This is a genomic window from Geobacter sp. AOG1, assembly GCF_019972315.1.
In the GTDB taxonomy this organism is placed as follows: domain Bacteria; phylum Desulfobacterota; class Desulfuromonadia; order Geobacterales; family Geobacteraceae; genus Geomobilimonas.
On the sequence record NZ_BLIZ01000001.1, the window covers coordinates 1,336,088 to 1,352,019 of the forward strand.

Here is a 15,932-nt window from a genome sequence, read left to right on the forward strand (position 1 = left end):
GGATACTTATCTGTTTCCAGGTTTCGTCAGTACTGTGGAGCGCCGATGCCGGATGGCGAACAGGGCGAGGGTGCAGGCCAGGCCGCAGATGGGGATGAGAAAGGCGCCATGGTAGGCCGCCGGGGGGTGTCCGACGGGACCGCGGGGGAACGAATGGATGTAGTGGCCCATGACATGCTGCATCACCGCCGCTCCCATGAGGAGAAAGAAATTCACGCCGGTCATGGCGGTGGCGGCATACCGAAAGGGGACCAGCCTTCGCGCCAGGGGGTAGATGATCACCCCCGAGGCCGAAGCCAGGCCGACCGTGAAGAAAATAGCCGCCAGAACAGGCCGTGAGGCATGGTCAGCCGGCCCCAGCATGGCGGTCATGGTCACGAGCAGGATGGTCTGGCCGCAAAGTATGGTCTTTTCCAGGGAGCCGCCGAACCAGTCGACTACCTTTCCCACCATAAGCGAGCCGATGATGTAGCCGAGCGACGTGCAGAGCAGGATGGTACCGGACTGGGAGCGGGTCATTCCCACGGTTTCTATCAGGTAGGGCCCCCCCCAGAGCGCCATGAGCACCATGTAGTTGGCATACCAGAAGAAGGCGATGAGTGACGTCATCCAGTAGTCGGTGGAGGAGAGGAGTCCCTTCCAGACCGCGAAAACAGAGCTGTCCCCTTCTTCGGCTTGATCCGGTAGCGGGGGAAACGGCTTAGCGCCATCTGTCGGTGTGTCGCGGACGAACAGGAATACGGACAGCGTAACCAGGGCCTGGACAAAGGCCATCGCCAGGAAGGTGGGGCGCCAGGTGAAAACAGTGATGGCATAGGCGAGCGGTGCGGTGGCGATGACACTCCCCAGGTTCCCTGCGGCAATCATGAATCCCGAGACCTTGGGGAACTCCTGGGGCGAAAACCAGTGGGTAAAGATCTTCAGGGACCCCATCAGCACGCAGGCGGTTCCCAGGCCGAGGAGCGCCCGGCCCGCTGCTGCGGAGAGCTCCCCCGAAGCCAGGGCGAATACCAGCGACCCGGCCGTGGTGACGATTCCCATGGCGGAAATCATCAGCCTGCCGCCGATGCGGTCGATGAGCGGTCCGAGGGGGATCTGGGCAACGGCGAAGATGTAGAAGAAAATCCCCGATACTATCCCGAGCTGGGCCGCGGTGAGACCGAGATCGGTAACGAGGTCACGGGATACCACCGCCATGGAGATGCGGTAGAAAAAGCCGACCAGGAACATGAGGGCCAGGGTGGCGAATACTTTCCATCTTTCCGTCACGGCTGAATCCGCCTCAATCGAAGTACCGATAGGTGGCTTCGCCGATGGCGATGAGGGTCCCCTTTTCGTCGGTTATGTCGACGGTGGCGACGAATATCCGTCGGCCACCGGAGCGTTTGCGCCCGATCGCCCTGATGGTTCCGGAAGAAGCGGGCGCGAGGAAGCTCGTGGTGAGGGAGAGGGTCACCGCCTTTCGGGTGTTCTTCGAGGTGGGGCAGTAACAGCCTGCCAGTCCTCCCGTGTTGTCGATCATGGTCGCCAGTACCCCGCCATGGATGCTCCCCTGGCTGTTGATGTGCCGGGAGTCGATGGTCAGTTCCATAACGGCGTGGCCGGCGCCCAGTTCCGTTGTCCGGAGGTCGATTGTCTGGCGGAATCCATTGGGTGCTATGCTGTCGGGGGTGTGGTGAAGGTCCATCGGTTTCCTCGGTATTGAAGCAAGGTGCTATTTCCCGTGGGAATGGCGTGGGTTAAGGAAGCGCTTCTCGATGAAGGAGGCGATTCCCGGCGCATCGTCGATAGGGAAGCACGGGACATCCAGTTCCAGTTCCCGGTCACTGGCAACGGCGATGAGGGTCGGATCATCGACCTCCCCCCGGCAGAGCAGCGTTTCGCTCCGCTCCCTGCGGTTCACCTCGATCTTCGGGAGGTCGCTCTGCTTGAACCCTTCGGTGAGGACGATATCCACGTCGGTGCAGTAGGTGGCGAGCAGTTCCCGGATCGAGGGGGCGGCCCCGTGCCGCTTGATCAGGGCCAGTTTCTCCGGCGAACAAATGAGCATGGTGTCGGCGCCGGCGACGGTAAGGCGGTGGGAGTCCTTGCCGGGGTGGTCGATGTCGAACCGGTGGGCATCGTGCTTGACCACCCCCACCCGCCAACCCCGCTCCTTCAGGAGGGGGATCACCTTCTCCAGCAGGGTGGTCTTGCCGGTGCCCGAGGTGGCGACGAAGGAGACGGCGGGAACGCCGATGGGTGGTGCGGGGCGGGAATCGGCACAGTCGGCGGGGTCCCCCTGAATCTTGGCGACGCCGTGGGGGATAGCGGCCCAGATGGCGGCCAGGTTCTCGATGGCACCCTTGGGGCTGCCGGGGAGGTTGACGATCATGGCCGACTTCCGAATCCCCGCAATGGCACGGGAGAGAATGGCGTGGGGGGTGATGGCGGCGCTTGCTCTGCGCATCTCCTCCCCCAGTCCGGGTATCTCCCGGTCCAGCACCCTCCTGGTCGCTTCAGGGGTGACGTCCCGCGGTGATACGCCGGTTCCGCCGCAGGTGACGATCAGGTCGATGCTGCCGCTGTCGGCCCACTCCCGGAGGGTTGACTCGATCAGTCCTGCCTCGTCGGGGATTATCGCCCTCCGCACGATCGCCACCTCATGCCCGGAGAGCCATTCCTCAAGCGCCGGCCCGCTGCCGTCCACCCGCTCCCCCCGTGCCCCCTTGTCGCTCAGGATAAGAATGGCCGCTTTCATGGCATCTCCTCCCGCCGGTAGACGCCACTCTTTCCCCCTTCCTTGTAGAGGAGCCTGATGTCGCCGATGGTAATCCCCTTGTCCGTCCCCTTGCACATATCGTAGACGGTGAGCGCCGTTACCGCCGCTGCGGTCATCGCCTCCATCTCGACACCGGTCCGTTCCAGGGCCTTGACCGTGGCCGTTATCCCGATGCGCCCCGCATTCCGGTCCACGGTGAAATCGACCGTCACGTGATGGAGGGCCAGGGGGTGGGAGAGGGGAATAAGGTCGGCGGTTTTCTTGGCTGCCGCGATGCCTGCCAGGCGTGCCACGGCCAGCACATCCCCCTTGCTGGTCCGCTTCTCCTCGATAGCCGTCACGATGGGGGGCGAGAGGAGCACCGTGGCGGCGGCGACTGCAATCCTCATGGTGGGCTGCTTGTGGCTCACATCGACCATGATCGCCTGGCCCGACTCGTCAAAGTGGTTGAATTCCATGGGTGTCTCCCTGAATTGAGGTAAGCGGCTCAAACATCGTTTACATGTTTTGTTGCATGTAATAGTACACAGTGCCTGACCGTATGTCGAGTACTAGGTGGAACCAGCTGAATATTCACGGTCCGTTCGTGGGTCTGGACCGCGAAAACGCAGTTTTGATTACGGCGGATTCTCCTTGACTTTACCGCAACAAGTTGTATTATGCAACTATAAATGTAATGTGGCGGATGGGAATCCGCGACATGTTTTTTTGAGTGAATAGTTGTATTTTGCAACTAAAAGTTGCGGCGGGCGGAAGGAGTGCGGTATGATCAAGGGACAGAAGCAGCAGAAAAGGGGGCTGAAGGTCCCCTTTAACTGGGACATCGACCTGTTTGGGGAGATGGCGAAAATCAATGCCGCCAGCCGGACCCTGTTCCCGATAATGGAAGTTTATGCAGCCGATAAATTTTCGGTGATGGGGTCGGGACGTACCTCCAATACGGTGCATGAAAGGACGCTCCCCCTTGAAGCGTACATAGAAGAGGCCCACCGCCACAATATAAAGTTCGAATATATCTGGAACGCGATAACGATGGGGGGGAACGAATGGGATACCACGTTCCAGGAACGGCTGTATGGGGAATCGAAAAAACTCGTCGATGCGGGGGTGGACAGCTTCACCGTCACCAATACGCTTCTCTGCCTGAAGTTCAAGAAGTGGTTCCCCGGCATAACCGTCACGTCGAGCGTGAACAATCATCTGGATTCCGTTGAAAGGGTAAAGCAGCTTATCGAGTACACCGATATCGACAGGATCATGCTCGACAACAGGCACAGCCGGAACGTCGGACTCATCAAGAAGGTACACCGGAAATACCCCCAGCATCCCATCATTGTCCTGGTGAATGAGGCCTGCCTGCCGGACTGTTCGCTCCAGGCCTACCACCAGGAGCATACGGCCCATTCATCGCGGCTGGGAAGCGGTTACCATGCGCCGGACCTGTGCAGGATACTCTGTACCACGGCGAAGATGAAGAACCCCGTCTATTCACTCAAGGCTCCCTGGGTGCGGCCGGAAGACATCCACTATCTCTTCGATGCCGGAGCGAGCCTCATGAAACTCGCCGGGCGAACGGAAAGTTCCGACTGGATTCTCCGCATGTGCCGGGCGTACGCGTACGGAAGTTATGAGGGGGACATCTGGGAGTTCATCGAGAAGCCGGGCTCCATCCGTCCGGAGTGGGAAACTGCTGCCGGCAGGAAGCTGGAGCCGTGCCGGTTCAGGGTCAACAACCGGGACCTGGACGGATTTATCGAGCCGTTCATCGAGGGGTCGGTTCCCTGCGTGAAGACCCAGAACGGGTGTGGCACCTGCAAGTGGTGCGACCGGTGGATGCATGCGGTCACCTGCCCCACGAATCTTCTGGAAAGAATGAAAGACCTGGAAAAGATCTATGACCATGCGGTAGGGCATGGTAAGTTGTGAATTCGTTGATAGAGCGCACTCCCACACATATTACGATCTCGCTGTTCCGCGGGTGGCTGGTTGTCGCCGCGGCAGTTGCCATGGGGATTGTGTTCGGCATCCTGTACAGCTGGAGCGTCGTCAAGGCCGGAATCCCCGAGGCCTGGGGCTGGTCCAATGCCGACAAGGCATTGCCCTATTCGGTCATGTGCATCATGTTTGCGTTGATCATGGTGCCGGCCGGTCGTCTGCAGGACCGCTTCGGACCACGCTGGGTGGTTCTTCTGGGAGGGGCGCTTGCCGGCCTGGGGTGCGTTATCGCCGGGGTGGGGGATGGTTCGAAGCTTGCGTATGTCATCGGTTTCGGGGTGTTCACCGGTATCGGGGTCGGATTCGGCTATTCCGCCCTGACCCCCGCGGCGATCAAATGGTTCCCCCCCCAAAATACCGGTCTGATTGCCGGTATCGTCGTCGCGGGGAGCGGATTGGCGCCGGTGTTTCTCGCCCCCCTGACAAGTTGGCTGCTCAACAGGTTCGCGGTGACCGCCGCTACGGGGATTGTCAAACAGGGGGTGTCCCAGGCCATGATTGCCCTGGGGGTGCTCATATGGCTCGTGGTGGGAGCCCTCTTTTGGGTCATCGAAAACCCCCCCCTGGGGTTTGCCGCCGTACCGGGCACCCATGACCGGCGGACATTCACCCTACAGGAAACAAGCTGGCAGCGGATGGTACGGACACCCCAGTTCTGGCTGATGTATCTGATGTATTTTGCCGGTGCCTCGGCCGGTTTGACGTTCATCAGCGTTGCCGCCGACCTTGGCCGGCAGACCCTGGGAGAACTTGCCTTCCTGGCGGTTGTGGTGCTTTCCCTTGGCAATACGCTCGGCCGCGTAATCGCCGGGGCGATTTCCGACAAGATCGGCCGGCACCTCACGTTGTTTGCCGAGTTTTTGTTCCAGGGGGGGATGATCGGCGCACTCTTCTGGGTGTCAAAGCAGGCGACGGGGAACGGGCTTGTTATTCTCGCGGTTCTCTTCTGCGTCGGGCTCAATTATGGGGCAAATCTGGCCATTTTCCCGGCGGCCTGTAAGGATCAGTTCGGGATTCGCTATTTTGGTCTCAACTATGGCTGTCTCTTCACGGCTTTCGGCCTGGCCGGTCTGGTCATGCCGCTGTTGAACGGGTTGATCAAGGATATGACCGGGAATCTGGACATGTCGTATGTCCTGATCATGGGAATGATGGGGATTGCTGCCCTGTTGGCTCTTCTGAGTCATTATTCTGCTTTCTCGCGCAGCGGCCAGACGGAAAGGGGCTGACCATGGCGATAGTGACGATATCACGGGGTACCTACAGCGGGGCAAAAACAATTGCCGAACAACTTGCACGGGAGCTTGGTTACCCCTGTGTCAGCCAGGAAAACATATTCTCTGCGGCCAAGGACTTCGGTGTCCCTGAATCCGAGATCAATGCCGCACTGATCAAACCCCCCAGTATTCTCCGCTTGTCACCCGGCAAAAGAACGGCGATTCTCAACGTAATCAGGGCTGCACTGTTGAAGCTGTCACACGACGGCAATCTGGTGTATCATGGGTTTGCGGGGCACCTGCTTCTGGGGGGGGCCTTTCATGTCCTGCGGGTCCGGGTGATCGCCAGTATGGAGTACCGTATCGATGCAGCCATGCGGCGGCACGCGGCGACCCGTGAACAGGCTATCGCCAGAATCAGGCGTCGGGACAAGCAAAGCGTCTATTGGTCCAGGTACCTGTATGGCGTCGACTGGCAGGACCCCACCCTCTACGACATTGTTCTGAACATTGAACGGATAAGCATCGACGATGCGGTGCAGACACTGGTGCGGATGACCGGCCTGGGGAGCTTCCAGCCGGACGAAGCGACGCGGCAGGCCTTTGATGACCTGCTGTTGGAGAGCCTGGTCTGGGCGGAACTCCACCTGAACCCTGATACGCAATCGGCAGATGTGCGTGTCGAGGCGCAGAACGGCCAGGTCGTCATCACGGGGAGTGCCGGTTCGGAGCAGGTGGTGCGGGCAATTCCGGACGTGGCCCGACGGGTAAAGGGTGTCGGTACCGTGATGTGCGAAGTCGGGGTCGGTTCCCACTGGTACTGGTGACGTACGCCGAGAGAGAACGTATGGAGGAGGTCAGAAGATGAGTGGGCATGAATGGAATAAATCGGCCTGGCGTTCGTATCCGGCCCGGCAGCAGCCGAACTGGCCCGACCGGAATGCGTACGAGGGGGTTCTGAGTGAGATGGCGGAGCTTCCCCCGCTCGTGTTTGCCGGGGAAGTGAGGACCCTCCGTGAGCAATTGGCGCAGGCGGGAGAGGGGAAGGCCTTCGTGCTGCAGTGCGGTGATTGCGCCGAGGACTTTTCTCGCTGCACCGGGCCGGCCATCAGAGAGATGCTGAAGGTTATCCTGCAGATGTCGGTCATCCTCGCCTACGCGGGGGAGCGGCGTGTCGTCAAGATCGGCAGGATGGCAGGCCAGTACGCCAAGCCCCGTTCATCAGACACGGAACTGGTGGACGGAGTGGAAATCCCGAGCTACCGTGGGGACATGGTCAACAATCCCGAGCCGACGCTGGAGGCCAGGACTCCCGATCCGCGAAGAATGCAGGAGGGGTATTTCCGGGCGGCCGCCACCCTCAACCTTGCACGGGCATTCACTGCGGGGGGGTATGCAGCGCTGGATCACGTCCGGGAATGGCACCGGCAGTCCCTCGACGCGCTCCCCTCGTCGGAGAAGTACGAACAGCTCGCTCGGGAGATCGGGAAGACCATCAACTTCCTGAGCGCCATCGGGCTCGACAGCCATAATCCCATCATGGGTCAGGTGACCCTGTTCACCTCCCACGAGGCACTGCTCCTCGGTTACGAAGAGGCCATGACCCGTATGGATTCTACGACCGGCGACTGGTACGACTGCAGTGCCCACATGCTCTGGATCGGCGACCGGACGCGGCAGATTGACGGCGCCCACGTGGAATTCCTCAGGGGGGTGCGCAATCCGCTCGGCGTGAAGGTCGGTCCTGCCCATGAGATCGACGACATCAAGCGGCTGGCGCACATCCTCAACCCGGCCAACGAACCGGGGCGACTTACCCTCATTACCCGGTTCGGAACGGAGAAGATCGATCGCTTCCTCCCTCCGCTTGTCAGGGAGATTCAGCGGGAAGGGTTGAAGGTGGTCTGGAGTTGCGATCCGATGCACGGCAATACCTACCAGAACGATTTCGGGCAGAAAAGCAGGAATTTCAGCGATATCCTGGGCGAAATACGGGCATTCTTCGATATCCACCGCGCCGAAGGGAGCATCTCCGGCGGTGTCCATCTGGAGCTGACGGGTGACAACGTGACTGAGTGCACGGGGGGCAGCCGGCAACTGCTCGACGAGCATCTCGGACAGAACTACCAGACCACGTGCGATCCGCGGCTGAATGCCGAACAGAGCGTAGAGCTCGCGTTCGAGCTGGCCGGGATGTTCAGGGGGCGCAGCTAGGATGTAGGGGGAGTATGGGACGTATAGGTCCTCTATGACCTATATGTCCTATCATCAAATATGTCTTGCTAAATGTAAGATTGCATGTAATATTGCACGCAATATGCGATTGATGAAGAGGAGTTATTTATGAAACTGGGCGATAGTTCTTTGTTTACGGTAGCTGCGGCCCTGGTAGGTGAGTCATGAAGATCAAGACCGGTACGGCCCCATTTTCCGCACTGTTGGGTGGAATCACTGCCCTGGCGGCACTTTCCATCGATATGAGCCTTCCGACCCTCCCGGCCATGACTGCCGCCCTGTCGGCAGGGAGCGCCGCGGCGCAATGGACACTGTCGCTCTTCGTGCTCGGCTTCGCGGGAGGGCAGCTCTTTCTCGGGCCGCTTTCCGACCGGATCGGCCGCCGACCGGTCCTGCTCTGGGGACTGGCGGGCTATGTCATCACCGGTATCGCCTGTGCCCTGGCACCTTCCATCCAGGTGCTCGTCTCCATGCGGTTTCTGCAGGGGTTGAGTGCGTGTGCCGGTGCCGTCATCGCGCGCGCCATCATCCGTGATGTCTACGACCGCCAGGCCGCCGCGGCCAAGCAGTCGATCCTGACCGTCGTCACCACCCTGGCGATGCTCATCGCCCCCATCGTGGGGGCATGGTTGCTCGGTATAACCGGCTGGCGAGGAGTCTTTGCTCTCCTTCCCACGGTGGGTGCGATGGTGTTGATTCTTTCCCTGCTCATCATCCCGGAGACCAGGCCGGTGACGACCGAAAAGCGGGTGGGGGTGCTCCATTCCTACGTGCTGGTATTGCAGGAGCCGATCATGTTAGGCAACGCCTTTGTCGCCGCGTTCATTTTCGGGGGGCTGTTCGTCTTCATTGCCGATTCCTCGACGGTTTTCATCCGGACCCTGAAGATTTCACCTCAGGGGTTCAGCTGGATGTTCGCCATTGTCGCCCTCGGCCAGCTTGCCGGCTCTCTCCTCAACCGCTCGCTGGCGCTTCGGATCAACCCGGTCAGGTTGGTCCGCGTAGGGGGGGGGATAACCGTCGTTGCCACGCTGCTGATCGCTCTGTTCGCCATCTGGGAGGTGAATATCTATGCCCTGCTGCTGGCGATCGCACTCTACGCGTTCGCTCTGGGGATGACCAATCCCAATGCCATTGCCGCCGCAATGGTCCCCCTTCCCCAGTATGCCGGCGCGGCCTCCGCCGTGATCGGCTTCCTCTATTTCACCATGGCAAGTTTTGGCGCCTCCCTGTCGGGGTACCTTCTGCCAGGGACTGTCAAGGGAATGCTCGGAATCATGGCCGGATTCGGCACGGCGGGGCTCATTGTCCTCGGCCTCCTGGAGGTGTATCAGGCGAAGCGCGCCAAGGTGCCGGTGTGCGCATCCGAGGCGCAGAACTGATACGCACGGATTCAGGTAATTGATAAAACAAAACGCCATTAGTTTTTTTATTGACAAGGAAACGCTGTTTCGGTAATATGATAATACAATATAGAGTATGACAATGTAATACATGCTTGGTTCAGCAGGAAGGGGCATACGATGGCAGACGTTCTGGTTAGCAATGCAGTGTCCGACGTCGATGGCGACCGGTTTTCGCTGCAGCCCCTCTTAAGGCTGGAAGAGGCAGCGGGGGAGTTCGTAGAGGGAGAAACGGTTGGCGAAACCTTCTATGAGGAGCAGGATATAAGCACTGCCTGCTATCTCTGCCATGGCCAGTGCGCCAATTTCGGCGTCCATGGCAAAGGGGTGAGACCGTGTGCCAGGGGGGTGACGGAGCTCATCAGCCGCCGCCGCGAAGCACGGCGACATGCACGGTCGGAGCGCGAAGGAGAGAACTGATCTTTTTTTTGCGCAAAATATTTTAATGACACAATGTTTTATTGATTGGCCAATATGGCGATAAGCAGTATGACATTGTAGTATTTCATCGGAGTGATGCAGCAAACAACAACGTACAGGAGGATGACCATGCTAGAGTACAAGGTGGAAGACAGGTCGTATGAGGTGGATGAAGAGGGATTTTTGCAGGAGCCTGAGCTCTGGACCGAAGAAGTCGCCAAGGATTTTGCCCTGACGGAGAATATTGCCGAGCTGAATGAGGACCACTGGAAGCTCATCAATTTTGTCCGCTGGTACTTCGTTCAGTATGGTATTGCCCCCATGGTGCGCAAGGTGTGTAAGGAGACCGGTTTCGAGCTCCAGAAAATCTACGAAATGTTCCCGTCCGGCCCGGCCAAAGGGGTTTGCAAAGTAGCCGGCCTGCCCAAGCCTACCGGCTGCGTGTAGTGTGCGATGAGCACGGAAGACGCCATACTTGAGCGATGGTTTGCACGGACGGTGGAAGCCTATCCCGGAGAAACGGTGCTGTTTCTCACCACGGAAAGGGACCAGTTCCGCAATCCTGTCGGGCATATCCTGAGGGAGAACCTGGAGGTTCTCCTTCGGGAGCTTCTCGGCGGCATGGAGTTATCCCGTACGAAGCCGGCGCTAGAGGCGATCATCCGGGTGCGGGCGGTGCAGGACTTTACGGCCACCCAGGCGGTGGGGTTCATTTTCATGTTGAGGTCAGTTGTGGGCGAGTTTGCGCCGGAGCATGATGTGCTCTCCATCGGCCAGAAGGTCGATCAGTTGGCACTCATGGCCTTCGACGAGTATGTCCGCTGTCGTGAAAAACTGTACGAGATCCGGCTGAACGAGAGCAGACGCGCGCTGTCGGTTCCGGCCGCAATGGCGCGAGTGGGGTCGTAGCGAATGGACCTTTTATCCTCTTTTCTCATCATGGCTGCACTGGTCGCGGTCCCACTCCTGGCTGGCGTGGCAGGGGGAGGGCAGGGGGTGTTGCTCGTCGGCATTCCCTATGCGGCGTTTGCCATTTTTATCGTCGGGCTCTGCTGGCGGGTCGTCGGCTGGGCCCGTTCCCCCGTCCCCTTCCGCATCCCGACTACCTGCGGCCAGCAGAAATCGCTTCCCTGGATAAAAAGTGCCACCCTGGACAACCCCTCCACCGGCACCGGCGCGGTCGGGCGGATGGCGCTCGAAGTGTTGCTGTTCCGCTCCCTGTTCCGGAACAATCGTGCCGAGATGTATGGCCAGCGCTACGTTTTCGGTGACAGCAAGTGGCTCTGGCTGGGGGCGCTGGCGTTCCACTGGTCGCTGCTGGTCATCGTGCTGCGCCATCTGCGGCTTTTTGTGCAGCCGGTGCCGGCGTGCGTGCTTGCCCTGGGGAAGGTGGACAGCTTCTTCCAGATCGGCGCCCCGGCACTCTACCTCTCCAACGTCATCGTTCTCTGCGCCCTGATGTATCTGATGCTGCGGCGGTTGTGGGACCTGCGCCTCCGCTACATCTGCCAGTTCTCCGATTATTTCGCCCTTTTCCTGCTTCTCGGCATCGCCCTCTCCGGTGTTCTCATGCGCTACGGGACGAGGGTGGACGTGGTGGCGGTAAAACAGCTGGCGATCGGCCTGGCGACCTTTCAGCCGGTGATACCGGCGGGCTTGGGGCTCGTCTTCCCGGTCCACGTGCTCCTGGTCAGCACGCTGGCCGCCTATTTCCCGTTCAGCAAACTCATGCACATGGGGGGGGTATTCCTGAGCCCCACGCGCAACCTTGCCAATAACAGCCGGATGAAGCGGCACGTCAATCCGTGGAACTATCCCGTGAAGACCCATACCTACGCGGAGTGGGAGGAGGAGTTCCGGGACAAGCTCACGATGGCGGGGATTCCGCTCGACGAGGCAAAAAATGACTGACGATCGCCACCAGATTGAGCAGAAGCCGCCACGGTCGGACTGGCGGGACCCGGCGGTCGAATTCCGCAAGGGGACCTATTGCCACAGCGCGGGTGCCAAGTACGTGGAGGCGCTCGGCCTCCCCAATCCCCGCGACTGGAATCCTGCCGATGCCGACTGGAAACTCCCTCCCGACTGGAAGCAGATCATTCTGGATGGGATGGCGGAGCGCCTCGAAAAATACCGCTCCTTCAAGCTGTTCATGGATGTCTGCGTCCGCTGCGGGGCCTGTGCCGACAAGTGCCATTACTACCTGGGTTCCAGCGATCCGAAGAACATGCCGATGGTGCGGGCCGAACTGATCCGCTCCGTGTATCGCCGTTACTTCACCCCGGCGGGACGCGTCTTCGGCTCCCTGGCCGGTGGCCGCGAGCTGACGGAAGAGGTGATCAAGGAGTGGTTCTACTACTTCTACCAGTGCAGCGAGTGTCGCCGCTGCTCAGTCTTTTGCCCCTTCGGCATCGATACGGCCGAGATCACCATGATCGGCCGGGAACTGCTGAACCTGATCGGCTGCAACATCAACTGGGTCACCAAGCCGGCGGCCGATTGCTTCCGGGTCGGGAACCATCTCGGCATCCAGCCCCATGCCTTCAAGGACAGCCTGGAGTTCGCCGCCGACGAACTGGAAGAGGTCACCGGCATCAAGGTGGACATACCGATCAACCGGAAGGGGGCCGAAGTCCTGTTCGTCATGCCCTCGGCCGACTATTTCGCCACCCCCCACTACTACACCCTGCTCGGCTATATGTCGCTCTTCCATGAGATTGGCCTCGACTTCACCTACAGTGCCTACGCCTCGGAAGGTGGCAATTTCGGCCTCTTCAGCTCCCACGAGATGATGAAGCGCCTGAACGCCAAGATCTACGACGAGGCGCGCCGCCTGGGGGTGAAATGGATACTGGGGGGGGAGTGCGGCCATATGTGGCGGGTGCTCCACCAGTATATGGAGACCATGAACGGTCCTGCCGACTTCCTGGAGGCGCCGGTCTCACCGGTCACCGGGACCCGGTTCGACCATGCGCGCTCCACGAGCATGGTGCACATCTGCGAATTCACCGCCGACCTCCTTTACCATGACAAGCTCAAGCTTGACCCGAAGCGGAACGACAAATGGGTGGTCACCTACCACGACTCCTGCAATCCAGCCCGCGGCATGGGGCTTCTGGAGGAGCCGCGCTACGTCCTGAAACGGGCCTGCAACCAGTTCCACGAGATGCCGGAGAATACGATCCGCGAGCAGACCTTCTGCTGCGGGAGCGGTTCGGGGCTCGGCACGGACGAGAACCTGGAGATGCGCCTGCGCGGCGGTTTCCCGCGTGCCAATGCCGTCCGGCATGTCCGGGAAAAGCAGGGGGTCAACCTGCTCGCCTGCATCTGCGCCATCGACAAGGCCACCATGCCAACCCTCATGGATTACTGGGTTCCCGGCGTGGAGGTGGCGGGGGTCCACGAACTTCTGGGGAACGCGCTGGTCATGACGGGGGAGAAGGAACGGACGACGAACCTGCGCGGCGAGCCCCTGCAGCCCGCCGTTCCCGAAACGCCGCCTGAGGAGGTGCCCCATGGGTGACCGGCCATTGATCTATGCCGGACTCTTCCTGTTCGTGGCGCTGGTCACCCTCCCCGTCTGGCAGGGGATAGCGGCACAGAGTTCCACCGTCGGGCCGGAGCTGAAGGCGCCTGCCCATAAGAAACAGTGCGTGGCTCCGCGCGCCTACATGCGCGAGGCGCACATGGAACTGCTCATGGCGTGGCGGGACGGCAAGGTGCGCAAGCATGAACGGCACTACACTGCCGCTGACGGCACGGTGTACAACGTCAGCCTGACCGGTACCTGTCTGACCCAGTGCCATGGCAGCAAGGAGAAGTTCTGCGATCGCTGCCATGAGTACGCAGGGGTCTCTGCACCGAATTGCTGGGGCTGTCACACATCACCGCCGGCAGAGCCGGGCGGGGTGGCCGCCGTAGCCGCAGGGGGGATGCGATGAAGCTCACGAGGAAGGATTTCCTGCGCGTTCTGGCCGGCTCCGCGGTAGCGGTCGGCGCCGGCACACTGGTGCATGCCGTCGGCTCCGCCAACGACAAGGAGTCGGCCGGGTCGACGGTCGGGAAAAAACGCTGGGGGATGGCGGTCGACCTGCGGAAGTGCCGCGAGGAAAAGGGGTGCGACCTGTGCAGCCGCGCCTGTCATCGGACACACAACGTCCCGCAGATTCCCGACCGGGCCCATGAGGTGAAGTGGCTCTGGAACGAGCGTCACGACAAGGTGTTCCCCTTCCAGCAGAACGACTACACGCGCCAGGCGCTGGGCGAAACCGTGCCGATTCTCTGCAACCACTGCACCAATCCAGCCTGCGTCCGCGTCTGTCCCACCCAGGCCACCTGGAAACGGACGGACGGAGTCGTGATGATGGACTACCACCGCTGCATCGGATGCCGCTACTGCATGGCGGCCTGTCCCTACGGCTCGCGCAGTTTCAATTATGTCGATCCCCGGCCCTACCTCGGCACGCCCAATCCCGACTTTCCCACCCGCACGACCGGCGTGGTGGAGAAATGCAACTTCTGCGAGGAACGGCTGGCCGACGGCAAGCAGCCGGCGTGCGTGGAGGCGTGTCCGCGCAATGCCATGGTCTTCGGCGATCTGAACGACGGTAACTCACCCATCCGGCAGCTGCTGAGCGGTCGCTACGCCGTGCAGCGCCAGCCGGAACTTGGGTGCGGGCCGTCCATCTTCTACCTGGTCTGAGGCGGTTATGATCATGCTCGACAAGGCATTTACGGGAAGCGGCAGGTACTGGGGGTGGATTGCCTTTCTCCTGGTCCTGATTGCCGTCGGCTTCGCCTGCTACCTCCGGCAGCTCGAGTACGGCCTGGGGATAACCGGCCTCTCCCGCGACGTGAGCTGGGGGATCTATATCGCCCAGTTCACCTTCTTCGTCGGGGTCGCCGCATCGGCGGTCATGGTGGTCCTCCCCTACTACCTCCACAATGTGCAGCAGTTCGCCAGGATCACCATCCTGGGGGAACTGCTGGCGGTCGCGGCCGTCACCATGTGCATGCTGTTCATCTTCGTGGACATGGGGCAGCCGGCGCGCGTTCTCAACGTGCTCCTCTATCCGACCCCCCATTCCATGATGTTCTGGGACATGGTCTCCCTCTCCGGCTACCTGGTGCTCAACTTGGTCATCGCCTACGTCATGCTGGCCGCCGAGCAGAAGGGGGTCCCGGCCCCCCACTGGATCAAACCGGTGATCATCCTTTCCATCCCCTGGGCGGTCAGCATCCACACCGTCACGGCATTCCTCTACAACGGACTCCCCGGCCGCCCGCTCTGGTTCACGGCAATCCTCGCCCCCCGTTTCCTGGCATCGGCGTTTGCCTCGGGCCCCGCGCTCCTCATCCTGCTCTGCCTGGCGCTGCGGCGGCTCACGACCTTCGATGCGGGACATGAGGCGATCCGCAGGCTGGGGGTGATCGTCGCCTATGCCATGACGGTGAATGTCTTCTTCCTTTTCCTGGAACTGTTCACGGCGCTCTACAGCGGCATGCCCGACCATGCCGAGCCGTTCGCGTACCTCTTCTTCGGGATTGACGGCAAGAACGGGCTGGTGCCGGTCATGTGGCTGTCGGTGGTGCTTGCGCTGGCCGCGCTTCTGGCGCTCCTGGTTCCCCGCTTCCGCCGGAACGAACGGGTACTGGCGCTGGCTTCCCTGGCGGTCTTCGTTTCCCTCTGGCTGGAAAAGGGGATGGGGCTCATCGTCGCCGGCTTCGTGCCGTCGCCGCTCCGGACGGTGACCTCTTATGCACCGACTGCGCCGGAGTGGGGGATCGTGGGTGGGGTATGGGCCGTGGGGGCGCTGATGCTGACCCTGTTCTACAAGATCACGGTGTCGGTCCGCGAGGCCGACTGACGGTGTGGAACCGTTGCCGAGGAGTGGGGGGGAG

At 60.9% G+C, this 15,932-nt stretch carries 17 protein-coding genes and 1 pseudogene; 13 read left to right on the top strand and 5 right to left on the bottom strand.

Annotation, left to right across the window (positions count from 1 at the left end):
- Positions 1 to 6: 6 nt before the first annotated feature.
- The 5 genes and pseudogenes from LDN04_RS06105 to moaC all read right to left on the bottom strand — a co-directional run bounded on the left by LDN04_RS06105 (position 7) and on the right by moaC (position 3,219).
- Complete coding sequence (locus tag LDN04_RS06105) at positions 7 to 1,269, bottom strand: MFS transporter (RefSeq protein ID WP_223907700.1); 1,263 nt, start codon at positions 1,267 to 1,269, stop codon at positions 7 to 9.
- A 13-nt stretch (positions 1,270 to 1,282) separates the two neighbouring features.
- A complete protein-coding gene (locus tag LDN04_RS06110) occupies positions 1,283 to 1,687 on the bottom strand; it encodes a PaaI family thioesterase (RefSeq protein ID WP_223907703.1) in 405 nt (134 codons plus the stop codon).
- Between the two features lie 27 nt (positions 1,688 to 1,714).
- The gene (mobB, locus tag LDN04_RS06115) at positions 1,715 to 2,239 is read right to left on the bottom strand and encodes a molybdopterin-guanine dinucleotide biosynthesis protein B (RefSeq protein ID WP_223913347.1); all 525 of its coding nucleotides are present in this window, start codon (positions 2,237 to 2,239) and stop codon (positions 1,715 to 1,717) included.
- A gap of 21 nt (positions 2,240 to 2,260) precedes the next feature.
- Positions 2,261 to 2,740, bottom strand: a pseudogene (locus tag LDN04_RS06120) (molybdenum cofactor biosynthesis protein B); the annotation flags it as partial.
- Positions 2,737 to 3,219 carry a cyclic pyranopterin monophosphate synthase MoaC gene (gene moaC / locus LDN04_RS06125; RefSeq protein ID WP_223907706.1) on the bottom strand — a complete coding sequence of 161 codons (483 nt, stop codon included), beginning with the start codon at positions 3,217 to 3,219 and terminating at the stop codon, positions 2,737 to 2,739. The gene moaC and the pseudogene LDN04_RS06120, both read right to left, overlap by 4 nt.
- 307 nt (positions 3,220 to 3,526) lie before the next feature.
- Here moaC and LDN04_RS06130 point away from each other — a divergent pair, with 307 nt between their 5' ends.
- The 13 genes from LDN04_RS06130 to dsrP all read left to right on the top strand — a co-directional run bounded on the left by LDN04_RS06130 (position 3,527) and on the right by dsrP (position 15,898).
- Complete coding sequence (locus tag LDN04_RS06130) at positions 3,527 to 4,687, top strand: hypothetical protein (protein WP_223907711.1); 1,161 nt, start codon at positions 3,527 to 3,529, stop codon at positions 4,685 to 4,687.
- 5 nt (positions 4,688 to 4,692) lie between these two features.
- Positions 4,693 to 5,985 carry an OFA family MFS transporter gene (locus tag LDN04_RS06135; protein ID WP_223907714.1) on the top strand — a complete coding sequence of 431 codons (1,293 nt, stop codon included), beginning with the start codon at positions 4,693 to 4,695 and terminating at the stop codon, positions 5,983 to 5,985.
- A gap of 2 nt (positions 5,986 to 5,987) precedes the next feature.
- Entirely contained in the window at positions 5,988 to 6,800 is an 813-nt protein-coding gene (locus tag LDN04_RS06140) for a cytidylate kinase family protein (protein WP_223907716.1), read from the top strand.
- 37 nt (positions 6,801 to 6,837) lie between these two features.
- Positions 6,838 to 8,187 (top strand): class II 3-deoxy-7-phosphoheptulonate synthase, encoded by a 1,350-nt coding sequence (locus tag LDN04_RS06145; RefSeq protein ID WP_223907718.1) that lies wholly within the window; start codon positions 6,838 to 6,840, stop codon positions 8,185 to 8,187.
- A 185-nt stretch (positions 8,188 to 8,372) separates the two neighbouring features.
- Positions 8,373 to 9,590 (top strand): multidrug effflux MFS transporter, encoded by a 1,218-nt coding sequence (locus LDN04_RS06150; protein ID WP_223907721.1) that lies wholly within the window; start codon positions 8,373 to 8,375, stop codon positions 9,588 to 9,590.
- Between the two features lie 141 nt (positions 9,591 to 9,731).
- Positions 9,732 to 10,031: a hypothetical protein gene (locus LDN04_RS06155; protein WP_223907724.1), complete on the top strand. Its 300-nt coding sequence runs from the start codon at positions 9,732 to 9,734 to the stop codon at positions 10,029 to 10,031.
- 129 nt (positions 10,032 to 10,160) lie between these two features.
- Positions 10,161 to 10,478 (top strand): TusE/DsrC/DsvC family sulfur relay protein, encoded by a 318-nt coding sequence (locus LDN04_RS06160; RefSeq protein WP_214173460.1) that lies wholly within the window; start codon positions 10,161 to 10,163, stop codon positions 10,476 to 10,478.
- Positions 10,479 to 10,484: 6 nt separating this feature from the next.
- Entirely contained in the window at positions 10,485 to 10,940 is a 456-nt protein-coding gene (locus tag LDN04_RS06165) for an RsbRD N-terminal domain-containing protein (protein WP_223907727.1), read from the top strand.
- A gap of 3 nt (positions 10,941 to 10,943) precedes the next feature.
- A complete protein-coding gene (gene dsrM, locus LDN04_RS06170; RefSeq protein WP_374045141.1) occupies positions 10,944 to 11,942 on the top strand; it encodes a sulfate reduction electron transfer complex DsrMKJOP subunit DsrM in 999 nt (332 codons plus the stop codon).
- Positions 11,935 to 13,554, top strand: coding sequence for a sulfate reduction electron transfer complex DsrMKJOP subunit DsrK (dsrK, locus tag LDN04_RS06175; RefSeq protein ID WP_223907733.1), 1,620 nt, complete (start codon positions 11,935 to 11,937; stop codon positions 13,552 to 13,554). Before dsrM ends, dsrK begins: the two co-directional genes overlap by 8 nt.
- Positions 13,547 to 13,972 (top strand): sulfate reduction electron transfer complex DsrMKJOP subunit DsrJ, encoded by a 426-nt coding sequence (gene dsrJ, locus LDN04_RS06180; RefSeq protein ID WP_223907735.1) that lies wholly within the window; start codon positions 13,547 to 13,549, stop codon positions 13,970 to 13,972. Before dsrK ends, dsrJ begins: the two co-directional genes overlap by 8 nt.
- Entirely contained in the window at positions 13,969 to 14,733 is a 765-nt protein-coding gene (dsrO, locus tag LDN04_RS06185; protein WP_223907738.1) for a sulfate reduction electron transfer complex DsrMKJOP subunit DsrO, read from the top strand. Before dsrJ ends, dsrO begins: the two co-directional genes overlap by 4 nt.
- A 13-nt stretch (positions 14,734 to 14,746) precedes the next feature.
- Positions 14,747 to 15,898: a sulfate reduction electron transfer complex DsrMKJOP subunit DsrP gene (gene dsrP, locus LDN04_RS06190; RefSeq protein WP_374045164.1), complete on the top strand. Its 1,152-nt coding sequence runs from the start codon at positions 14,747 to 14,749 to the stop codon at positions 15,896 to 15,898.
- Positions 15,899 to 15,932 lie beyond the last annotated feature (34 nt).